Source organism: Micromonospora sp. WMMA1996 (genome assembly GCF_002573675.1).
GTDB classification, from domain to species: Bacteria; Actinomycetota; Actinomycetes; order Mycobacteriales; family Micromonosporaceae; genus Micromonospora; species Micromonospora sediminicola.
In genome coordinates, this window is sequence record NZ_PDHU01000001.1 from 3,668,685 (window position 1) to 3,687,210 (window position 18,526).

The window sequence follows — 18,526 nt, forward strand, 5'->3', positions numbered from 1 at the left end:
GGCATGGTTGCTGTACTTCACTGCTGGACTTCTCATCCGCGTGTAGCGCTGCTCAGCCGACCCCGAGCGTGGCGGCGAGCTTGGCGATCGTGGTCGGTGCGCGCGGGTCGCGGGCGACCTCGGCGAGGATGTCCTGGGCGACGGGCCGGTGGGTGATCTCGGCCGGTGCGGTGCGCTCGGCCTTGGTCAGCAGGCGAGCCGCGTTGCCCACGTCCCCGGCGTGCAGGTGGGCGCGGGCGACGTCGAGCAGGTGCGCGGCGCGGTGCTCGGCGGGTAACCACCGCCAGCCGGAGCGCGTGGTGGCCTTCTCGTGCCAGGCAATCGCCGCATGAGCATCGCCGACCTCGACAGCTACGACGGCGCGGGCCAAGTCGACGGCCGTGGGTCCGAACCCGGTGCGGTGATGGTCGCACCCGTCGCCGACCCGCTCGGCCATACCGGCGGCCTCGTCGAGCAGTTCGCCGGCGGCGGCCTCGTTGCCGTCCTGCGCCGCCGCCAGACTGGCCTGGATGAGCAGGGTCCCGCACAGGGACAACTCCGCCGATGCGCCGTCGTCGATCACGGGCGGGGCGATTCGGTACGCGGCACTGAGCATCACCGACCTCGCCTCCCGAGCCCGCCCGAGCGCGCGCAACACCTGACCGAGCTGAACGGCTGCGCCGGCCACCAGCTCCCGGTCGCCGGTGGCGGCGAGCATCGCCCGATCCACGGCCAACCACGCCAGCTCAGCGTCACCGAGCTTGACCAGCAGCGCGGCGGTGACCCGATACGCCTCCACCAACGATGCTCGGCCCGATTCCGGGGCCTCGGCGTGGGTGCGCTGCGCGTTGACAAGCAAGGTGGGCGCCAGGTCGATCACCTGCGGGTACCGGGCGTACTGAAAGGTCGTCCACGCGTACCCCACATCCCGCAGCATCCGATCCACCGGCACCACCGGACCGCCCACTGGCTTGCCCAACGGGATCTCGTAGCGGGACAGCGCCGCCCTGATCCGCTCGACGCCGTCGCCGCGACCCATTGTGTGGACCGGGGTGGCGTCCTGGCCGACGAGCGCGGCGGTGTCGATGCGGAGCACGCGGGCGATCTCCTGGAGCGTGGACAGCTTGTCCAGCGACCGGACGCCGCGCTCGACCTTGTCGACCCAGCTCTTCGACTTGCCAAGCCGGTCGGCGAACACCTGCTGCGACAGCTTCCGCCGACCCCGCCAGTACGCCACCCGTCGACCGACCGGCAACAGCTCACCGCTGCCCACGACGCCACCGCCGATCCGGTACGGCTCGCGTGGTCTCCCCCACTGGAGTTCGGTCCGCCTCCGCCTGGGCAAGAAGCCGCCGCTTCGCCGCCTCGCGCTCGGCCGCCTGGATCTGCTCGCCCCGGCTCACCGCCGACTCGTCGCCCTTACGCGGCATCCCCACACCTCCGCCAGTAGAAGCGGCGGCACGTCGACCGTCGCGAATCCACAGTGACGTCGAGATGTCATCTACTGCGACGGCACAAGAGCCGACAATCAGGCCACTTAGCCGGCGACATTAGGGCGACACAGCGCTATGGTGGCAGTCATGGCCGCCCCCAACACCGCCCTGCGGGCCGTCCGCACCGGGATGCGCATGAGCCAGGACGACTTCGCTCGCGCTCTCCAGGCCGCCGGCCACCGCGTCGGCGAGCCCAACGACGCCAACAAGAGACTCGTCCAGCGATGGGAGTCCGGCGCAATCGCCGCACCCCGCCCCGTCTACGCCCGCGCCCTGGAGGTGGTCACCGGGCTACCCATCTCTCTGCTCGGCTTCGACGCGGTGCCCGGCGGGCATGTCGCCGACGACGAACACGGCGGCCACGATCTGACCTCGCCCGTGTCCAGCCTGGCCACCCCGACACCGACGGCCAAGCCCACGACGGTCCACCAGTCCTACGAAGGCGTGTGGCTCAGCCGTTACCAGTACTACTCCAGCGGGCGGGGAGACTCCTTCGCCGGACAACACTTCGTGGTGCTGCTCCAGCACGGCGATCGGCTCACCGCGCGCAGTCTGCCTGGCTCGGCGTCATCGTCTCTCTCGCTGGACCTGACCGTGGACGGTGCCGTCGTCACCGGCACCTGGGTAGAGCAGACCGACCCCACCGGCTACTACCGGGGCGCCCGATACCACGGGGCAATCCAACTCATCGCCGAGCCGACCGGCCGACGGATGGCCGGAAAATGGATCGGCTTCGGCAAGGACATGGACGTGAACACCGGCCCCTGGGAACTCGTCTTCCGCGACGCCTCGACGTCAAAGGTAACGCTTGATCGCTACAACACGTCGGCGACGTAGGTCACTGCTGGCACGGCAGCCCTTGACCCCTCGCTTGTAAGTTCTGGGCGCCTACTGAACGTGTCCACGCACGTCTCTGACGTCGGCCGCTGATCCGCCGCCGTCTGGCTCTGGCGTTCGCAGCCCGGTCTTGTTGCTCTCGACCGCAACAGGACGGCCGCTACAAGCTCGGAAGACTCCTTGACATCACAAAAATTCGGGGGCGGTTCAGACTGCCGCTGGGATGAGGTTAGTGCGCAGTGGTGAGACGGTACGCGGTGATCACGACGGTCAGGATTACGGGGATGGTTACGACGCTAGGTGCGAGCATGGTTCGCAGCAGGTTGGGTACGGCGGTACAGTGCCGCGTCACGTCCATGTCGAAGGGAGCCACGTCAGGGCCGTGGGCGGGTGGGCCGTTGGCGATTCGGGTGGCGACTTGCGCGTAGTGGCGCCGGTAGAGGCGCTCGAGACGCAGGTAGTAGGCGTCTAGCCACCAGAAGACCATGGCAGGTAGCAGAGGTAACCATGCCAGGGCGCTAGCGGTCGACTTGTTGTTGAGAAGGGCGAAGACGAGGGAGACGAGGGTGACAGACCAGCTGCGGATGGTGAAGGAGTTCTGCGCGAGGCGTGAGATCGTGACCTGGATGTCGGCCAAGTGCTTGACTCGCAGTTCCTCATCGCTCATCGTCACCGCGTACCTCCCCCACGCTTCGACCGTCACCATACCGACGGTAGGCAAATGAACCAACGGTGTCGTTATGAGGACACGAACTGGTAGGCCTGCCCGTCCTATGTGGTAGGTCTGTTGCGTGACGACGGAAGCCGGCGCTCTGAGCGGTGAGAAGCTGTTCATCTCCTATGCGGGCCCTGATCGGGCTTGGGCGGAGTGGGTGGCCTGGCAGTTGGAACAGGCCGGGTACGCGGTAGAGCTGGACCTGTGGGACTGGGCCGCTGGCGACAACGCGGTGGCGCGGATGAACCAGGCGTTGCAGCGGGCAGACCGGATGGTGGCGCTGTTCTCAGAGGCTTACTTCGAACACCAACGGTTCACCACCGACGAGTGGACAGGGGTCATGTCTAGACGTGACCGGCATGGACGTCTGGTACCGCTGCGCTTGGAAGACGTCACTCCCCCGTTGGTGCTCCGGCCGCTGATCGCCCCCAGCTTGGCCGGGCTGTCGGCCGAGGACGCGCATCGCGTTCTGATGAATGCCGTGCGCGGGACACAGCGGCCGGCAACGGAGCCGACCTTCCCGGGTGGGCAGGTACCTCGACAGCGCTCGGCGGATGAGGCGCCTCGGCTTCCGGGGGGTCATCAGCCCACGCTGTGGCAGGTGCCGCACCGTAACGCGGACTTTATCGGCCGCGATCGCGATATTGACGAGGTGCGTCGGCGGCTCCGGCCGGGGCAGCCCGTGGTGATTCATTCATCAGTTCCGCTGGGCGGAGTCGGGAAGACTCAGGTAGCGATGCAATATGTCCACCGGTTCGCCGCTCAATACGACCTCGTGGCGTGGATCAACGCCGAGGACCCGCAGTTGGTGGCGGCGCAACTCACCGCCCTAGCAGCGGATCTGGGGCTGGTCACCGAGCATGGTGAGGCGGGGGCGCTGCCCGCGTTGCGAAGGTATTTGCAGCAGCCGAAACGGTGGCTGCTGGTGTTCGACAACGCGGAGACCGCAGAGGCGGTCCAGCCCTGGGTGCCCGTTGGGGTCGGCCACGTCCTCATCACCTCGCGGAAGGGAAACTGGCCGGAGTTCACCAGGGTGACCCTTGAGCTGATGACCCGGCGTGAGTCGGTGGCACTCCTGCGGCATCGTGTGCCGGAGCTGTCAGCCGAGAACGCCGATTTGGTGGCAGACAAGCTGGGCTATCTCCCGTTGGCGTTGGTTCAGGCGGCCACCGTTTTGTCGGCGATGCCGGTCGATCTATATATGCAGATGCTGGATACCGACGCCGATGAGGTGCTCAACGCAGGCCTACCGCCGTCTTATCCGCGGTCGCTCGCCGCAGCCTTGCGTGTCTCCATCACCGAGCTTGCTGATGACGGCGAGGCGTTGCATCTGCTTCGCCTGTGCTGTGTCATGGCACCCGAGCCCATCCCGATGGAGATGCTCGCCGCGTCGCCCAGCCCCGTGCCGGAGCCACTGGGGAGGGTATTGGCCAGCCCCATGCGGCTGTACCAGACCGCATCTCGTCTCAATGACCTCATCCGCACGTCACAACGCGGCATCCAGGTTCACCGCTTGGTGCAGACCCTCATTCTTAGTCAACTCGATGTTCAGACGCGGGACGAATTGCGCCAGCAGGCGAGTGCCCTGGTGGCCGCTTGCCATCCCGGCGAGCCAGATTCGGCGGCCACATGGCCAGCCTGGTCCCAACTTATGCCACATCTGCTGGCCCTGGACGCGGGCAACACTGACAACGGTACCCTTCGAGACGTGGCCTCTGACGCCATGCTCTACCTGCTCTACAGCGGCAACACCGATGCTGGATTCCGCCTCGCCGAACGCCTCTACGACCAGTGGCGACAGAAGTTGGGCCCGGATGACCCGCACACTCTCACCGCTGCAGCCGAACTCGCTCACGCTTTCCACAACCAGGGCCGCGACCGGGAAGCGCTCAACCTGGTCGAGGACACACTAATCCGCCGACAGAGGACCCTAGGGCTCAACGACTCTGCCGCGCTCCGATCCGCCAGCGATCACGCTGTCCTCCTCGCTGTTTTTGGGAAGCTGAGCGAGAGCATCAGCAAAGGTGCGGATGTCCTGGCCCGTCGCATTGCCGTTCTCGGTGCCGATGACCGCCAGACCCTCGCCACCCGCGGTAACCTCGCCAGTTGGAAAGGCGAAGCCGGCAACCACCAAGCCGCCATCACCGGCTTCGAGCAACTCCTCACCGACCAACTACGCGTCCTCGGACCCGACCACCCCGACACCCTCGCCACCCGCGGCAGCCTCGCCAGATGGAAAGGCGAAGCCGGCAACCACCAAGCCGCCATCACCGGCTTCGAGCAACTCCTCACCGACCGGCTACGCGTCCTCGGACCCGACCACCCCGACACCCTCACCACCCGCAGCAACCTCGCCACCTGGAAAGGCGAAGCCGGCAACCACCAAGCCGCCATCACCGGCTTCGAGCAAGTCCTCGCCGACCGGCTACGCGTCCTGAGCCCCGACCACCCCGACACCCTCACCACCCGCAGCAACCTCGCCAACTGGAAAGGCGAAGCCGGCAACCACCACGCCGCCATCACCGAAATTGAGCAACTCCTCACCGACCAACTACCCGTCCTCGGCCCCGACCACCCCGACACCCTCACCACCCGCGGCAACCTCGCTACCTGGAAAGGCAGAGCCGGCAACCACCAGGCCGCCATCACCGGCTTCGAGCAAGTCCTCGCCGACCGGCTACGCGTCCTGAGCCCCGACCACCCCCACACCCTCACCACCCGCAGCAACCTCGCCAGTTGGAAAGGCAGAGCCGGCAACCACCACGCCGCCATCGCCGAAATTGAGCAACTCCTCACCGACCAACTACGCGTGCTCGGCCCCGACCACCCGGACACCCTCGCCACCCGCGGCAACCTCGCCCATTGGAGAGGCCAGGCCGGCAACCACCACGCCGCCATCACCGAAATTGAGCAACTCCTCACCGACCAACTACGCGTGCTCGGCCCCGACCACCCCCACACCCTCACCACCCGCGGCAACCTCGCCGGCTGGAAAGGCGAAGCCGGCAACCACCAGGCCGCCATCACCGGCTTCGAGCAAGTCCTCGCCGACCGGCTACGCGTGCTCGGCCCCGACCACCCCGACACCCTCACCACCCGTGGTAACTTGGCGCATCTGCAACTTGAGCGAGGCGCGGTGCTGGCCTCCCGAACACATGCAATGGCGAAACTCGAAGCAGAAAGACGAATATTCGGAACACACGACCACCGGACGCGGGAAACGCAAACACTAGTAAACAGTATTAGAGCCCGCATGGGCGGAAGGCCGGGCGCGAGGCATAGTAGCCGAAAGAAGCGCTGAGCCGCCGCCAGCAGACCGGACGTATGGACCTGTGAACGCCGGAATGCCACAACCTTGACTTCCATCTTCTAGAATGGACCCGCCATCCCGCAAAGCTTGCTGCACGACAGCAGAAAGGCCACCTCCTGAAGCCGGAAAGTGGCCTTTGACCTGCGTGGGCGATACTGGGATCGAACCAGTGACCTCTTCGGTGTGAACGTCGGCCTGGCCTGCCGTCGCGTCACAACCGGTGCCAGGCAATGCCGACACCAGCACCTCGGCCACCTTCGGCTACCGCCCACCAATGCATGATGCCGGACCTCTCGCTGACTTCTTGCTGTCGCCAACAGCGTCAACCGCGTTAGGCCGAGACTGCGAACGCCCTAACCCGATCAGCCCCAGCCCCAGCCAACGTTCCCGGAGCTACCAAAAACCGCCCTACGCTTGGACGTCCATCGAGAGAATATTGGCAATAAGATCCTGAGTGAATTGCTGTCGCTTCAGTCGATCACGACTCGGTATCGCCCCCCCTGCGGTACGCATGACCTCATCCGCAGCACTCTGAAATGCCGCCACCTGGTCAGGCGCCTTTAAAGATTCCAGAATCCTTTCACTCTCAGCCTCCGCAGACTTTGCGTTTAACGGGGACGCCCTTTTGCCCAAGATGAGATACTTGCGCGCAGTAAGAATGTGATAGCGTGCAGGCTTGAGCGAAGGATCAAGCCCCGTCCTGAACGCATTTTCAAGACGATACGCCGCAAAGGCGCTAACCAAATATGGCAATAGCTTGTGATCTTCCCGGAAAATGGAGTCCCCCACTTCGTCGTACAGCATTCCCGTGTAACGGGCCGCAGTGTGGGGGTTATCAAGAAATAGCGCGGATACGGCACGCATCTGATCGCTGATCGTCACGATTCGGGTTTTCGTAACGTCCTTATCGAAAAACTGTCCAGACCGACGCTCATATATCAGCTTGACGTCGTGAGTGTCTAGGCGGTAGAAATCCTCTAACCGCTTTTGAAACTTCGTCAGTGCAACCAAATCATTCTCGCCCACTTCGGTCTGCGAGTTGGTTGCCCGGATAATCCGTGTCGCGATATCGTCATCCGCCGTTACTACCAGCCTCAGCGGCACGAACACGGATTCAAGGTGTTCGCCGAGTTCCCCAAGAGACAGGTACAGACAGTGACTGGTCTGGCAGCCGTTGACGATCTGGTAGCCGGAGACCGCAACGGTGTCACCAGGCTTGGGCGAATACGTGGAGGCGACCACGGTCACGCCGTTGTTCAGAACCGGCAGGAGGCTTCGCTCATCTGATGCCAGGGTATCCATGATCTGCCGATTCACCCGGTTGTCGGCCCCCTTGAAGCCCCGCACATTGTCATAGAAGACCCGTTCGTCAAGAGTGCCATCCTCGGCACGAATTAGCTTCAGAAGCTCCGCGACCGAAACCACGCCCAATATTGCCTGGTCCACCCCGGGCATTCGCGGCAAATTTACCTGCTTCTCAAGCTGGATCTCAACCTCATTGGCGTGGTTCTTCCGCACCCAAGCCTCGTGAAGATCATCAGCCCCCCAGATCTTCACGTCAACCTTGTCGATGTAACCCAGATCCTGGATGTGCGAGCGAGCCGTCTCCGCTCGGTTCACTACGATCGGATCACGCGTACTGGCCCTAGGGGCCGTCGTTGCCATAGTAAGGACGACTGACGGCGGCCCCTTCAGGCTGGTGGCGTAATCAGCAAATATTAGACCCATGGCACGGGCGAGGTCCTGGAAGCGTGGATAACTCTCTAGGTCCTGATGATTAGCCAAGAAGCGCCGTACGGTATCCCCAAAACTGAGGATGTCACCACTACTAATGGATGCCGACTGCTTAGCCTGAATAAAGTGAGCTACGACTTCAATCTTCTTGGTCGCATTACAAACATCGCGGACATCGTCGACATCCCAAACGAGCTGCCCATTTATCTCGATTGCGCAAATATCAACGCCGATATTTCCCGAGTCTAGCAGGAGGTCCGTGAGCGAAACCTGCGAGAGTAGATCATCACCCAAAGCCAGCTTCGCCGCGAATAGTTCAAACGCATCACTGTCCGCAAGAGTCGCGAGTTCTTCGCTCTCTCGGAACTTGTTGAACAGGCCGCGAATCAAGGGGTTCATAGTTGGCTCTGCATCTCCTCCGCGACAGCGCTCGGCGAGCATGGGCATCATGCGAACGGTCGTAGCCTACTTGTAGCACCGCTGCGGAGGCATCTGCGCTTGTGAGTGTTGCGCCAGCCGATGCACTTGAAGCACTCACCCGGCGGGACGCATCAAGGCGCCGGTCATCCCGATGCTCCTATGGAGGTCAAGGGGCGAGGGCAGCGAAGTCGGCGCGTAGGGCGGTGTAGACGTCGCGGACGATGTAGCGCTTGAGGCAGCGGAGGATCTCTTGCTTGCTGAGGCCTTCGGTGATGCGTCGTTGCTGGTAGGCGCGGGTGGGTGGGCCTTAGCGCAGGCGGCAGAGGGCGATGGTGTGTAGGGCGTGGTTGGCACCGCGGTCGCCTCCTCGGTGGAGGCGGTGGCGGCGGACCCGGCCGGAGCTTGCGGGGATGGGTGCCGCGCCGCAGAGGTGAGTTAGTGCCGCTTCTGATCGCAGCCGGTCGGGGTTGTCGCCGGCGGTGGTGAGCAGTTGGGCTGCGACGTCGGTGCCGACGCCGAACAGGGCGCTGGTGCGGGGTGCGGCCTGGCGGACCAGGGGTGCCAACTGCCGGTCGAGGGCGGTGATCTCCTCGGTCAGGATGCGGGCTCTCCTGGCGAGTCCAGCCAACGCGGCGGCGGTGGCCTGCTCCGGGTCGTGGATCCGGGTCGGGTCGGTGGTGAACGCGGCGCAGCGGTTGACCAGGACGGCGGCGCTGAGCTTTGTCAACTGTGCCCGCAGACCTTCAGGGGCAACGGCGACCAGGCCGCGCATCTGGTTGATCGCCGCCGTGCGAGCGTTGACCACGCCTTGGCGGGCCACTCGCAGGGCCCGGATGGCCTCGACAGGTTAGCTGCGCGTCTTGGGCGTGCCTATGGCGGTGCCGGCGAAGGTCGCCCGGGCGGCGGCGATAGCGTCGATCGGGTTGGACTTGCCTTTGGTGCGTCGGGTCCTGCGATCCGGTCGGTCGACCTCGACAGCGGTGACCTTCTTGCTGGTCAGATGCCGGGCGAGGCCAGCGCCGTAGCTGCCGGTTCCTTCAACTCCGACGGCGATCAGCCGGCCGAACGAGCGCATCCAGGCCAGCAAATCTCGATAGCCGGCGGCGGTTGCGGGGATCTCGACGTCGTCCAGGAGGCCGCCGGTGCTGTCGATGATCGCAGCGTGGTGGGTGTCGCGGTGGGTGTCGACACCGCCGATGACCGATCGCTTCTTCGCTGCCACGCTGGTGAGGTCCGCCTTTCTCGGTCGTGTCGAGAACACGTGGACACGTCACCGGTCAGGCGATGCGGACAACACAGTGGTGGGTGCCTCTCGCACAGGCTCTTATCAAGTCACGACGCGTGGCCGGTGACATGCAGCTGTCGGGGGCTACCAGGCCAGCCGACGAATCGGGATAAGGACAGCAACCGTCGGTCTGCCGGTGAGTCAGACCAACCCGGCGACCCACCCCACCATCCTCACTGTCTGCCGCCGACCCGCCCGCTGGGGAGCGGGCCGCCGCCCGGTCCGCCATGTCAAGACGGCCTTGACGCACGGTCGGACGCTGACAGGTCGGGCGGTGGTCTGCTCGGCTTGCCCGGGTTCGTCGGCGGGCGGGATGGCTCGCGCAACCACCCACGGACCGCAACCCGTCGACGGTGTTGCAGCCGTCTCGGAGCCCGAGCACCCCCGTCGGAGGCGCAGTAACCGCAACCCTGCGACCGCCGCCAGCTCGCCGACGCGGCCAGCGTTCGCTCCCATACGCCGCGCGGGCTCGTGGCCCCGCGGCCCGGCCGGCTGCAGGCCCACCACCACCCGTCAGTAGACTGTCGTGCTGCGGCGGCCCTCCGCGCTTCCCGCCCTCCGCGCCAGCCGCCGGGCAGCAGGCGTGACGGCCGCAGAGCGACAGCGGCAGCGGCCGGCGCGCGCCCAGGCGGCGGCGCGTGCGGCCCGTTCAGGACTGCCTTGATAGACGTAAGGAAAGTCCTCCCACGCCGACCGGCAGCCGCGTGTCCAGTCTCGGGACCTGCGTGACACATCGTTATCAGAACCTGGGTGACACTCCGCCGATCCGTCGGCGGATCGGTGCGGGTAGCCGATGATCCGGGCTTGCTCCACCGAGGATCATGAGCCGATGCCGTACGAGTATGAGGACCGCGACGCAGGGAACAAGGCGTTGAGGAGAGCGCTGGCTCTCTGCTCATCGACCCCGATCCGCGGGTCCGTGAGCACGGTGCCGCTGAGGTCGGCGATTGCTTTCGACGCTGCGCCGGTGACCAGGACGACACGGAGGATGCCGTGGCGGAGTTGGTCGCGCTGACGGCCGCTGAGGCGGATGAGCGGGTGCGGGAGTCAGCGTTGAATGCGTGCGCTGACGCGGCAACCGCCTACATGCTGCCGCTGGCGTTGTTCCGGCCGCTGACGCCGCTGTTGCCCAACCTGTCGGCGGAGCTCACCGGGTATGTGTTGCTCATCCTTGGCCTGACTCACGACCCGGCCGCCCGGCCGATCATCACGCCGTACCTCAACCACCCAGAGGCGTCCGTTCGATTGGAAGCCAGCGACGCTTTGACTGAGCTGGCAGGGCAAGGCCCGAAGATCGTCTAGCCGGACGTGTCACCCACGTCCCGAGACTGATCTGTCCCGCAGGTCCTGAGACCCGACACGACCGGCAGCCGCGGCCGGCTGTGCCGACTCCGGTTGACGGTGATGGTCTGACTTCACATGAAGTGCGACGTGATCAGTTGGCGTCGGGGTTTGGGGCGCTTCGACGTTTCGGCGGCGCAACGCGACATGTGTCGACGATTCGCGGTCGAGCCATCGCCGCCCGGCCAGCAAACGGTGGTCGGCTTCGCGCTGTCGCGTCCACGCGAGTTGGCACCGCTTAACGCCCTGCGGCATCCGATCGCTGGCAACAGCAACGGCTGGTTCGTGTGGCGTGGCCCGGCCATCCCCCAGGGTGACGACAAGTTCTTCGCACCCTTACATGTTGAGCACCTGAACGAATACGCTCCGAGCTTGGGGCCGTACCTTGTGCTTCCGCCAGGTTGGGGCGTGGTGCTGGCGCCCGACCACGAGGACGTCTGGTACGACGAGACTATCCTCCATATCTACCCCGGCGCGGCGGCCCGGTTCCGCAGACAGGTGGTCCTAGCCGATCATGTGGCGCATCATCACGTCCCACAGCCTGCGGTCATGGCGGGTTGGCGTGCCGGTGCCCGGTGCTACTTCGGCGCTCGTCAAGCACACCAGCGCGGCCTTCCCGCCGGAACGCTGGACTCGACGTCGGAGATGCCGAGCGCGCCCTCCGGCGTCAGCCGTCCCCTCGGCGGTGCCAGGAGACACGACGAGCACCACCAGCGGACAGGTGTCCACGGCTGGTGGTGCTTCGTCTCCCGTCCCTGCCACCTCGCTGTCGGCTGTGACGCCCAGGTCCTGCACCGCTCCGCCTCGCCGGAATTCTTAGGCGGCTGGAGCTCACCCCTCCCGCCGGCGGCCGGACTCGTCTTCCCGCCCGCTACGGCACATCGATCGAGCCGCGTAACTTCCAACGCGAACCTGTGCCACCCTCCTGGACCACCTCGACGTCCACCCCAGAGTCGCCATGCAGGTGCTGAGGCACACCCGCTTCTCGGTGACGATGGAGATCTACACGCAGGTCACATCGACAAAGGCCAGAGACGCACTCAAGCGCCTCGGCGACTCCCTGAGCCGCTGACGAGAACTGCTGTACAAAGCTGCTGTACGCAAGCAGAAAGGCCACCTCCCGAAGCCGGGAAGTGGCCTTTGACCTGCGTGGGCGATACTGGGATCGAACCAGTGACCTCTTCGGTGTGAACGAAGCGCTCTCCCGCTGAGCTAATCGCCCTCAGCGCGCATGACTCTACCCGATCGAGAGCCCGGACCAAAAACCGGGTCTCAGTGCGTCGCGAGGTAGTGCATCGCCCGCGCCACCACGTCGATGCCGAGGCTGTACTTGAGCGACAGCCACACCACCACCGACACGAAGACCAGGCCGACGGCGCCGAGCACGAAGCGCACGCCGAGCGACCTGCTGGTCACCCAGCGCGTCCAGGAGTTGACGTGTCGGCGGGTGAACGCGAGCAGCCGGCGGGCCCAGTGGAACTCGACGGCCCAGACGCCGAGGCCGGCGATGACCAGCAGCCAGCCGGGGCCGGGCAGCGGGATGAGCGCGATACCGACGGTGACCACGAGGGCGCCGAGGATGCCGATGAAGATCTTGAGGGCGACGCGGCCGGTGGGGTTGGCACGGATCAGGTCCAGGGTGGTGTGCAGGCGGCCTCGCCAGCCCCGCCTGCGCTCCAGCAGAGCGCCTCGCGAACGCCCGTCGACCGGCACCTCGTACCCCCGCCTTTTGGCTGCTCGGGCCGCACCTTTCGGCGATTCGGCCCTGGTCCGCGCCGTCACCGAGGATCCCCTCGTGACCATTTCCACCCCCAGTGTCGCCCGGGACCGTCACCCCTGCTGACGACTGGACGTTACCGGAGTAAGTCGACGACTGAACCACCCGTTGCCGGGCGGGACGACGGAGTGGGCGGAACCGGAAATCCTACAAGGGTTCTCACGTTCCCGAAGGCTTTCCGACCCCCTTCCCACCACTGGGTGAAGTCAGCGTATGGCGGAGCGTAGCCAGGAGCAGCACCTGAGTATGGGAAAAGCGGGACACGCGCGTTCCGCAGCGGTGCCGGGGGGAGAACGTCCATGAGTGTCATCCGACCGACGACCGTAGAGGTCGAGACGTCGCTAAGGCTCGTCGCGCCTGACGCCACCGCCTTGCCGGTGCGTGCCAGCCTGCGTTACGACCCTGCTGACCCGTACGCGGTCCATGTCCTGTTCCATGCCGAGTCCGCCGGCGGCGAGGCGGTGAGCTGGTCGTTCGCCCGCGAACTGCTGGTCACCGGGCTCGACGAGCCGGCCGGCATCGGCGACGTCCGGGTCTGGCCGTGGGCCACCCCGCGCGGCGACTTCGTCGCGCTCGCGCTGTCGTCCCCGGACGGCAACGCCCTGTTCGAGGTCCCGCGCAGCGTGCTGGTGCGCTTCCTGCGCCGGACCTACGTCGTCGTCCCGCGCGGCCGTGAGGCCGAGCACCTGGACGTCGACACCGCGGTGACCCGGCTGCTCGCCGGGCGCTGACACGGCAACCACCCGGGGCCGCGCGGATCTGCCGAGTCCGCGCGGCCCCGGGCCGTCTCACCCCGGGGGTACGCCGCCGCGCGCTCAGCCGTGCGTGGTGATCCCGCCGTCGACCGGGATGACCGCGCCGGTCAGGTAGGCGCCGGCGCGCGACGCGAGGTAGATCGCGGTGCCGGCCATGTCCTCGGGGCGCCCGATCCGGCCCAGCGGCACCTGCTGCTCGATGGCCGCGCGCGACTGCGGGTCGTCCAGCGCGAACGCCATCATCTTGCTCTCGAACGGGCCGGGCGCGATCGCGTTGACGGTGATCCGCTCGCCGGCGAGTTGGTGGGCCAGGCTGCGGGTGAGCATGTGCACGGCCGCCTTGGTGGCCGAGTAGGCGTACACCTCCATGAACGGCACCCGGATGCCGTCGATGGACCCGATGTTGATCACGCGGGCCGGGTCGTCGTCGGCGGCGGCGGCGCGCAGTTCGGGCAGCAGCGCGGTGGTGAGCCGGAAGACGGCCTTGACGTTGACCGCCCAGAGCTTGTCGAACGCGCCCTCCGGGTATTCCTCCAGCGGCGCGCCCCAGGTGGCGCCGGCGTTGTTGACCAGCACGTGCACCCGGTCGTGGCGCTGCCGCACTGCCTCGGCGAGGGCGAGCGCGCCCTCGTCGCTGCCCAGGTCCGCCGGGATGGCCTCGCAGTGGCCCTCGGCGGAGAGTTCCTTGGCCACCGACTCGCACACGTCGGCCTTGCGCGAGGAGATGACGACCCGGGCGCCGGCCCGGACGAAACCGCGGGCGATCATCAGCCCGATCCCCCGCGAGCCGCCGGTGACCACCACCGTCTTGCCGTCGACCGAGAACAGATCCGTCATGCGCATCCCATCGCCGTCGCCCGGGCCGCGGACCGGTCCCCCGGCCCGGGCCTTACCGATCGGTAACCTAACCGCCGGGCGTACGCGCCGACAAGAGCGGCCCGAGCGGGGCGAAAGCGTCGAGATGCAACGTGCCGCCGGGCCGGTTACCGTCGGGATGATGGTCACTACCGGTCAGCCCTCCCCGGCCACCCGCACCGGCCTGTCGGAGCCCCGCCTCGGCACCGACGAGATCGTCACCGGCGCGCTCGACGACCTCACGGCCGACCGCGGCTGGTCCCGGCCGGTCCTGCTCGACCGGGACGTGTTGATCCTGGTCACCCACGGACACGGCACCGCCGAGCTGGACTTCCGGGCCGTGCCCTGCCGGCCGGGCACGCTGCTGCGCGCCCACCCCGGCCAGGCGCTGCGCTGCGTCGGCACGCAGCTGGACGCGACGGTGGTGAGCTGGGGGCCGGACGCGCTGCGCGGCCTCGACGTCGACCCGGACGCGGTGCCGACCCACCGGCAGCTCGCCGGCGAGGACGAGGACGCGGTGATCGGCGAGGTGAGCCAGCTGGCCGTGGACGCCGACCGGCACGCGCTGGTGCCCGCCGCCGCGGCGCTGCTGCGCCACCAGCTCGCCGTGCTGCTGCTGCGGCTGAGCCTGCTGCCGCACCCCGACCGGTCGCCCGCGCCACGGGCCGAGGCGGAGACGTTCCGGCGGCTGTGTCGGGAGGTGGAAAGCGGCTACCGGGACACCCGCCGGGTCGAGGACTACGCCGCCCGGATCGGCTGCTCGGTGCGTACCCTGACCCGGGCCTGCCTGGCGGTGACCGGCCGCAGCGCGAAGCAGGTGGTGGACGAGCGGGTCGCGTTGCAGGCCTGCCGGCTGCTCGCCGCCACCGACGAGCCGATCGCCCGGATCGGCCGGCGGCTCGGTTTTCCCGAGCCGACCAACTTCGGGCGCTTCTTCACCCGCGAGGTCGGGGTGAGCCCGGGCGCGTTCCGGGCCGGCCGGGAACGGCCGCTGCCCGTCCGTCTGGTGCGTCCCCGCCCGCCCGCCGACTCCCCCGCGCCGGCCGGCCGGGCATGATGGCACTGTGCAGATCTCCGCGCGCGGCGACTACGCGGTCCGGGCAGCCCTGAGCCTGGCCACCGCGTACCCCACCCTGCTGTCCACCCAGGCCATCGCGGCGGAGCAGGACATGCCCCGCAAGTTCCTCGAGGCGGTCCTGGCCGACCTGCGCCGGGCCGGGATCGTCCGAGCCCAGCGCGGCGCCGAGGGCGGCTACACCCTCGCCCGCCCGCCGCGCGAGACCACCATCGGGCAGGTGTTGCGCGCCGTCGACGGCCCGCTCGCCGGGGTCCGCGGGCTGCGCCCGGAGGAGACGCGGTACGAGGGAGCGGCGGAGAACCTGCCCCGGCTCTGGGTGGCGGTGCGCGCCTCGGTGCGCCGGGTGGTCGACGAGGTGAGCCTGGACGAGCTGGTCAGCGGCCGGCTGCCGGCGCACGTGCGCAAGCTGACCGCCCAGCCGGACGCGTGGGAGCCCCGCTGATCACAGCGTGCTGACCACCTCCTCGTAGGGCAGCCGGGGCAGCCGTTCCCGCCAGGCGTCCGGCGCCGGGCGGCCGATGTTCATCAGCAGCAGCACCCGGTGCCGCCCATCCGGGAAGAACTCGCGCTCCACCCCGGCCGGGTCGAACCCGGCCATCGGGCCGGCGGCCAGCCCGGCGGCGCGGACCCCGACCACCAGGTAGCCGATCTGGAGCGCGGCGTTGAACCGGGCCTGCGCCTCCCGGCCGGCCGGGTCGCCGGTGAACCAGTCGCGGGCGCCGGGGCGGTGCGGGAACAGCTCGGGCAGCCGGTCGTGCCAGTCCACGTCGGCGGCGAGCACCGCGGTCAGCGGTGCGGTCGCCGTCTTGTCCCGGTTGCCGGCGCTGACGTACGGCAGCAGCCGCGCCCGGGCCGCCGCGGAGCGCAGCAGCAGCACCCGCAGCGGTTGGGCGTTCATCGCGGTCGGGCCGTACCGGACCAGGTCGTGGACGGCGCGCAGCTGCGCGTCGTCGACCGGTTCGGCGGTGAACGCGTTGGCCGTCCGGGCCGCCCGGAACAGCAGGTCCTGGGCGGCCCGGTCGAGCGCGAGCAGTTCGTCGGCGGCGGTGGTCACCAGGACCCGGGCCAGTCGCCGAGCGTGGTGGTGTAGCGGCCCCGGTGGTGCAGCAGCGGGTCGCCGTCCTCGCCGGCGCCCAGCGCGAGCGGTTCGCCGAGCAGGATGGTGTGGTCGCCGGCCTCGATCCGGCGGACCACCCGGCACAGCAGCACGGCGAGCGCGTCGCCGATCAGCGGCACGCCGAACGGCCCGGTGGTCCAGCCCGGGTGGGCGGTGAACCGGTCGATGCCGCTGGTGGCGAAGATCTGCGCGATCTCCTGCTGCCCGGAGGCGAGCAGGTGCACGGCCACGTGCTCGGCCTGCTCGACGGTGGGCCAGCTCGACGAGGCGCGGCCGAGGCAGACCGACACCAGCGGCGGGTCCAGCGACACCGAGGTGAACGAGGTGGCGGTGAAGCCGGCCGGCGGCAGGTCCGCCCGCATCCGGTTGCCACGCAGGCCGGGCGTGGTGACCACGGTGACCGTGGACGCCTGCCGGCGCAGCAGGCCGCGGAACGAGTCGACGTCGACCGGGCGCAGCTCGACGGTGCCGGCGTCGGGGCGGTCCACGGTGGTCACGACGCCACCAGCTCTCGGGTGGCGTAGACGCTGGCCGGTCGGGGCAGGCCGTAGTGCTCGCGCAGGGTGCGCCCGGTGTATTCCGACCGGAACAGCCCGCGTCGGCGCAGCAGTGGTACGACGTGGTCCACGAAGGCCTCCAGTCCGTGAGGTAGCAGCGGTGGCATGACGTTGAAGCCGTCGGCGGCGCCCTGGGTGAACCAGAGCTCGATCTGGTCGGCGATCTGCTCCGGGGTGCCGACCACGACGCGGTGCCCGCGCCCGCCGCCGAGCCGGCCGATGAGCTGGCGCAGGGTGAGCCGTTCCCGGCGGGCCAGGTCGACCACGAGCTGGTAGCGGCTCTGGTGCGACTGCACCGCGTCGGCGTCGGGCAGGTCCGGCAGCGGCCCGTCCAGGGGCAGGCCGGTCAGGTCGAGCCCGGTCATGCCGGAGAGTTGGGCGAGGGCGTGCTCGGGCACGATCAGCGCCTCCAGTTCGTCGGCGAGGGCACGGGCTTCGGACTCCGTACCCCCGATCACCGGCGCGATACCCGGCAGGACCTTCACCAGATCCGGGTCGCGGCCGGCGTCGGCGGTGGCCCGCTTCAGCGCGGTGTGGAAGGCCTGGCCGTCGGCGAGTGTCTGCTGGGCGGTGAAGACGGCCTCGGCGTAGCGGGCGGCGAACGCGATGCCGTCGGCGGACGAGCCGGCCTGCACCAGCAGCGGGCGGCCCTGCGGCGGGCGGGGCGTGTTGAGCGGCCCGTGCACCCGGAACCGCTCGCCGGTGTGCGCGATCTCGTGCACCCGGTCGGTGTCGGCGAAGACGCCGGCCGCGGTGTCGAGCACCAGCGCGTCGTCCTCCCAGCTGTCCCAGAGCTTGATCGCCACGTCGACGTACTCGGCGGCGCGGCGGTAGCGGTCGGCGTGCGCGGGGTGGTCGTCGAGGTTGAAGTTGCGGGCCTCGCGGGCCTGCGCGGAGGTGACGATGTTCCACCCGGCCCGGCCGCCGCTGAGGTGGTCGAGCGAGGCGAAGGCGCGGGCCAGGTTGAACGGCTCGGTGTAGGTGGTCGAGGCGGTGGCGATCAGGCCGATGTGCTCGGTGGCCGTGGCCAGCGCGGCGAGCAGCGTGATCGGTTCGAAGACGGCCTGGATGTTGTGCCGCACGGCCGGGCCGACGGCCAGCCCGTCGGCGAGGAACACCGAGTCGAGCGTGCCCCGCTCGGCGATGCGGGCCAGCTCCTGGAAGTGCCGCACGTCGGCGAGGCGGCTCGGGTCGGTGCGCGGGTGCCGCCAGGCGGCCTCGTGGTGGCCGACACCCATCAGGAAGGCGTTGAGGTGCAGGGTCCGGGACATGG

17 protein-coding genes, 1 tRNA gene and 1 pseudogene are annotated in these 18,526 nt (G+C 68.2%); 7 read left to right on the forward strand and 12 right to left on the reverse strand.

The annotated features are described in order from the left end of the window. Nucleotides 1–52 precede the first annotated feature (52 nt). Both COO58_RS16850 and COO58_RS30255 read right to left on the reverse strand, forming a co-directional pair. The gene (locus tag COO58_RS16850; protein WP_255292652.1) at nt 53–1,252 is read right to left on the reverse strand and encodes a helix-turn-helix domain-containing protein; all 1,200 of its coding nucleotides are present in this window, start codon (nt 1,250–1,252) and stop codon (nt 53–55) included. Further along, on the reverse strand, nt 1,239–1,409 hold the full coding sequence (locus COO58_RS30255) for a hypothetical protein (RefSeq protein WP_176558826.1): 171 nt from the start codon (nt 1,407–1,409) through the stop codon (nt 1,239–1,241). The genes COO58_RS16850 and COO58_RS30255 overlap by 14 nt, the downstream gene beginning before the upstream one ends. 138 nt (nt 1,410–1,547) lie before the next feature. Between COO58_RS30255 and COO58_RS16855 the strand changes: the two genes are divergently transcribed. Beyond that, nucleotides 1,548–2,309, forward strand: a complete 762-nt coding sequence (locus tag COO58_RS16855) for a helix-turn-helix domain-containing protein (protein ID WP_369700184.1) — start codon at nt 1,548–1,550, stop codon at nt 2,307–2,309. Between the two features lie 229 nt (nt 2,310–2,538). Here the strand turns inward: COO58_RS16855 and COO58_RS16860 are convergent, their stop codons facing one another. Beyond that, nucleotides 2,539–3,012 (reverse strand): hypothetical protein, encoded by a 474-nt coding sequence (locus tag COO58_RS16860; protein WP_141561911.1) that lies wholly within the window; start codon nt 3,010–3,012, stop codon nt 2,539–2,541. An 88-nt stretch (nt 3,013–3,100) separates the two neighbouring features. Between COO58_RS16860 and fxsT the strand changes: the two genes are divergently transcribed. Further along, nucleotides 3,101–6,325, forward strand: a complete 3,225-nt coding sequence (fxsT, locus tag COO58_RS16865) for an FxSxx-COOH system tetratricopeptide repeat protein (RefSeq protein ID WP_098745679.1) — start codon at nt 3,101–3,103, stop codon at nt 6,323–6,325. A 417-nt stretch (nt 6,326–6,742) separates the two neighbouring features. Here the strand turns inward: fxsT and COO58_RS16870 are convergent, their stop codons facing one another. The 3 genes from COO58_RS16870 to COO58_RS30895 form a co-directional block, all read right to left on the reverse strand. Then, nucleotides 6,743–8,518, reverse strand: coding sequence for an AIPR family protein (locus tag COO58_RS16870; RefSeq protein WP_255292653.1), 1,776 nt, complete (start codon nt 8,516–8,518; stop codon nt 6,743–6,745). Between the two features lie 277 nt (nt 8,519–8,795). Next, nucleotides 8,796–9,215, reverse strand: a complete 420-nt coding sequence (locus COO58_RS30890) for a transposase (protein WP_255292654.1) — start codon at nt 9,213–9,215, stop codon at nt 8,796–8,798. Nucleotides 9,216–9,335: 120 nt separating this feature from the next. Further along, nucleotides 9,336–9,749: a transposase gene (locus tag COO58_RS30895; protein ID WP_255292655.1), complete on the reverse strand. Its 414-nt coding sequence runs from the start codon at nt 9,747–9,749 to the stop codon at nt 9,336–9,338. A 1,017-nt stretch (nt 9,750–10,766) separates the two neighbouring features. On the opposite strand from COO58_RS30895, the gene COO58_RS16885 reads away from it, so the two are divergent. Beyond that, entirely contained in the window at nt 10,767–11,075 is a 309-nt protein-coding gene (locus COO58_RS16885) for a hypothetical protein (RefSeq protein WP_098745683.1), read from the forward strand. Between the two features lie 908 nt (nt 11,076–11,983). Continuing rightward, nucleotides 11,984–12,186 (forward strand): annotated as a pseudogene (locus COO58_RS30900) (site-specific integrase); the annotation flags it as partial. 78 nt (nt 12,187–12,264) lie between these two features. Here the strand turns inward: COO58_RS30900 and COO58_RS16895 are convergent. Beyond that, nucleotides 12,265–12,336: transfer RNA gene (locus COO58_RS16895), tRNA-Val, on the reverse strand. 50 nt (nt 12,337–12,386) lie between these two features. Further along, on the reverse strand, nt 12,387–12,917 hold the full coding sequence (locus tag COO58_RS16900; RefSeq protein ID WP_369700185.1) for a TIGR02611 family protein: 531 nt from the start codon (nt 12,915–12,917) through the stop codon (nt 12,387–12,389). A gap of 273 nt (nt 12,918–13,190) precedes the next feature. On the opposite strand from COO58_RS16900, the gene COO58_RS16905 reads away from it, so the two are divergent. Next, nucleotides 13,191–13,622 (forward strand): SsgA family sporulation/cell division regulator, encoded by a 432-nt coding sequence (locus COO58_RS16905; protein ID WP_053653619.1) that lies wholly within the window; start codon nt 13,191–13,193, stop codon nt 13,620–13,622. An 84-nt stretch (nt 13,623–13,706) separates the two neighbouring features. Here the strand turns inward: COO58_RS16905 and COO58_RS16910 are convergent, their stop codons facing one another. Further along, complete coding sequence (locus COO58_RS16910; RefSeq protein WP_091579073.1) at nt 13,707–14,483, reverse strand: glucose 1-dehydrogenase; 777 nt, start codon at nt 14,481–14,483, stop codon at nt 13,707–13,709. Between the two features lie 157 nt (nt 14,484–14,640). Here COO58_RS16910 and COO58_RS16915 point away from each other — a divergent pair, with 157 nt between their 5' ends. Both COO58_RS16915 and COO58_RS16920 read left to right on the forward strand, forming a co-directional pair. Continuing rightward, nucleotides 14,641–15,558: an AraC family transcriptional regulator gene (locus tag COO58_RS16915; RefSeq protein WP_091579076.1), complete on the forward strand. Its 918-nt coding sequence runs from the start codon at nt 14,641–14,643 to the stop codon at nt 15,556–15,558. 7 nt (nt 15,559–15,565) lie between these two features. Continuing rightward, the gene (locus tag COO58_RS16920; protein WP_098745685.1) at nt 15,566–16,021 is read left to right on the forward strand and encodes an Rrf2 family transcriptional regulator; all 456 of its coding nucleotides are present in this window, start codon (nt 15,566–15,568) and stop codon (nt 16,019–16,021) included. Here the strand turns inward: COO58_RS16920 and COO58_RS16925 are convergent, their stop codons facing one another. From COO58_RS16925 to COO58_RS16935, 3 genes are read right to left on the reverse strand one after another with little or no spacing between them, the layout of a single operon-like run. Next, complete coding sequence (locus COO58_RS16925; protein WP_091579081.1) at nt 16,022–16,633, reverse strand: malonic semialdehyde reductase; 612 nt, start codon at nt 16,631–16,633, stop codon at nt 16,022–16,024. Beyond that, on the reverse strand, nt 16,630–17,193 hold the full coding sequence (locus COO58_RS16930) for a flavin reductase family protein (protein WP_091579083.1): 564 nt from the start codon (nt 17,191–17,193) through the stop codon (nt 16,630–16,632). Before COO58_RS16930 ends, COO58_RS16925 begins: the two co-directional genes overlap by 4 nt. Next, nucleotides 17,190–18,524, reverse strand: coding sequence for an LLM class flavin-dependent oxidoreductase (locus COO58_RS16935; protein WP_091579086.1), 1,335 nt, complete (start codon nt 18,522–18,524; stop codon nt 17,190–17,192). The genes COO58_RS16930 and COO58_RS16935 overlap by 4 nt, the downstream gene beginning before the upstream one ends. Between the last annotated feature and the right edge of the window lie 2 nt (nt 18,525–18,526).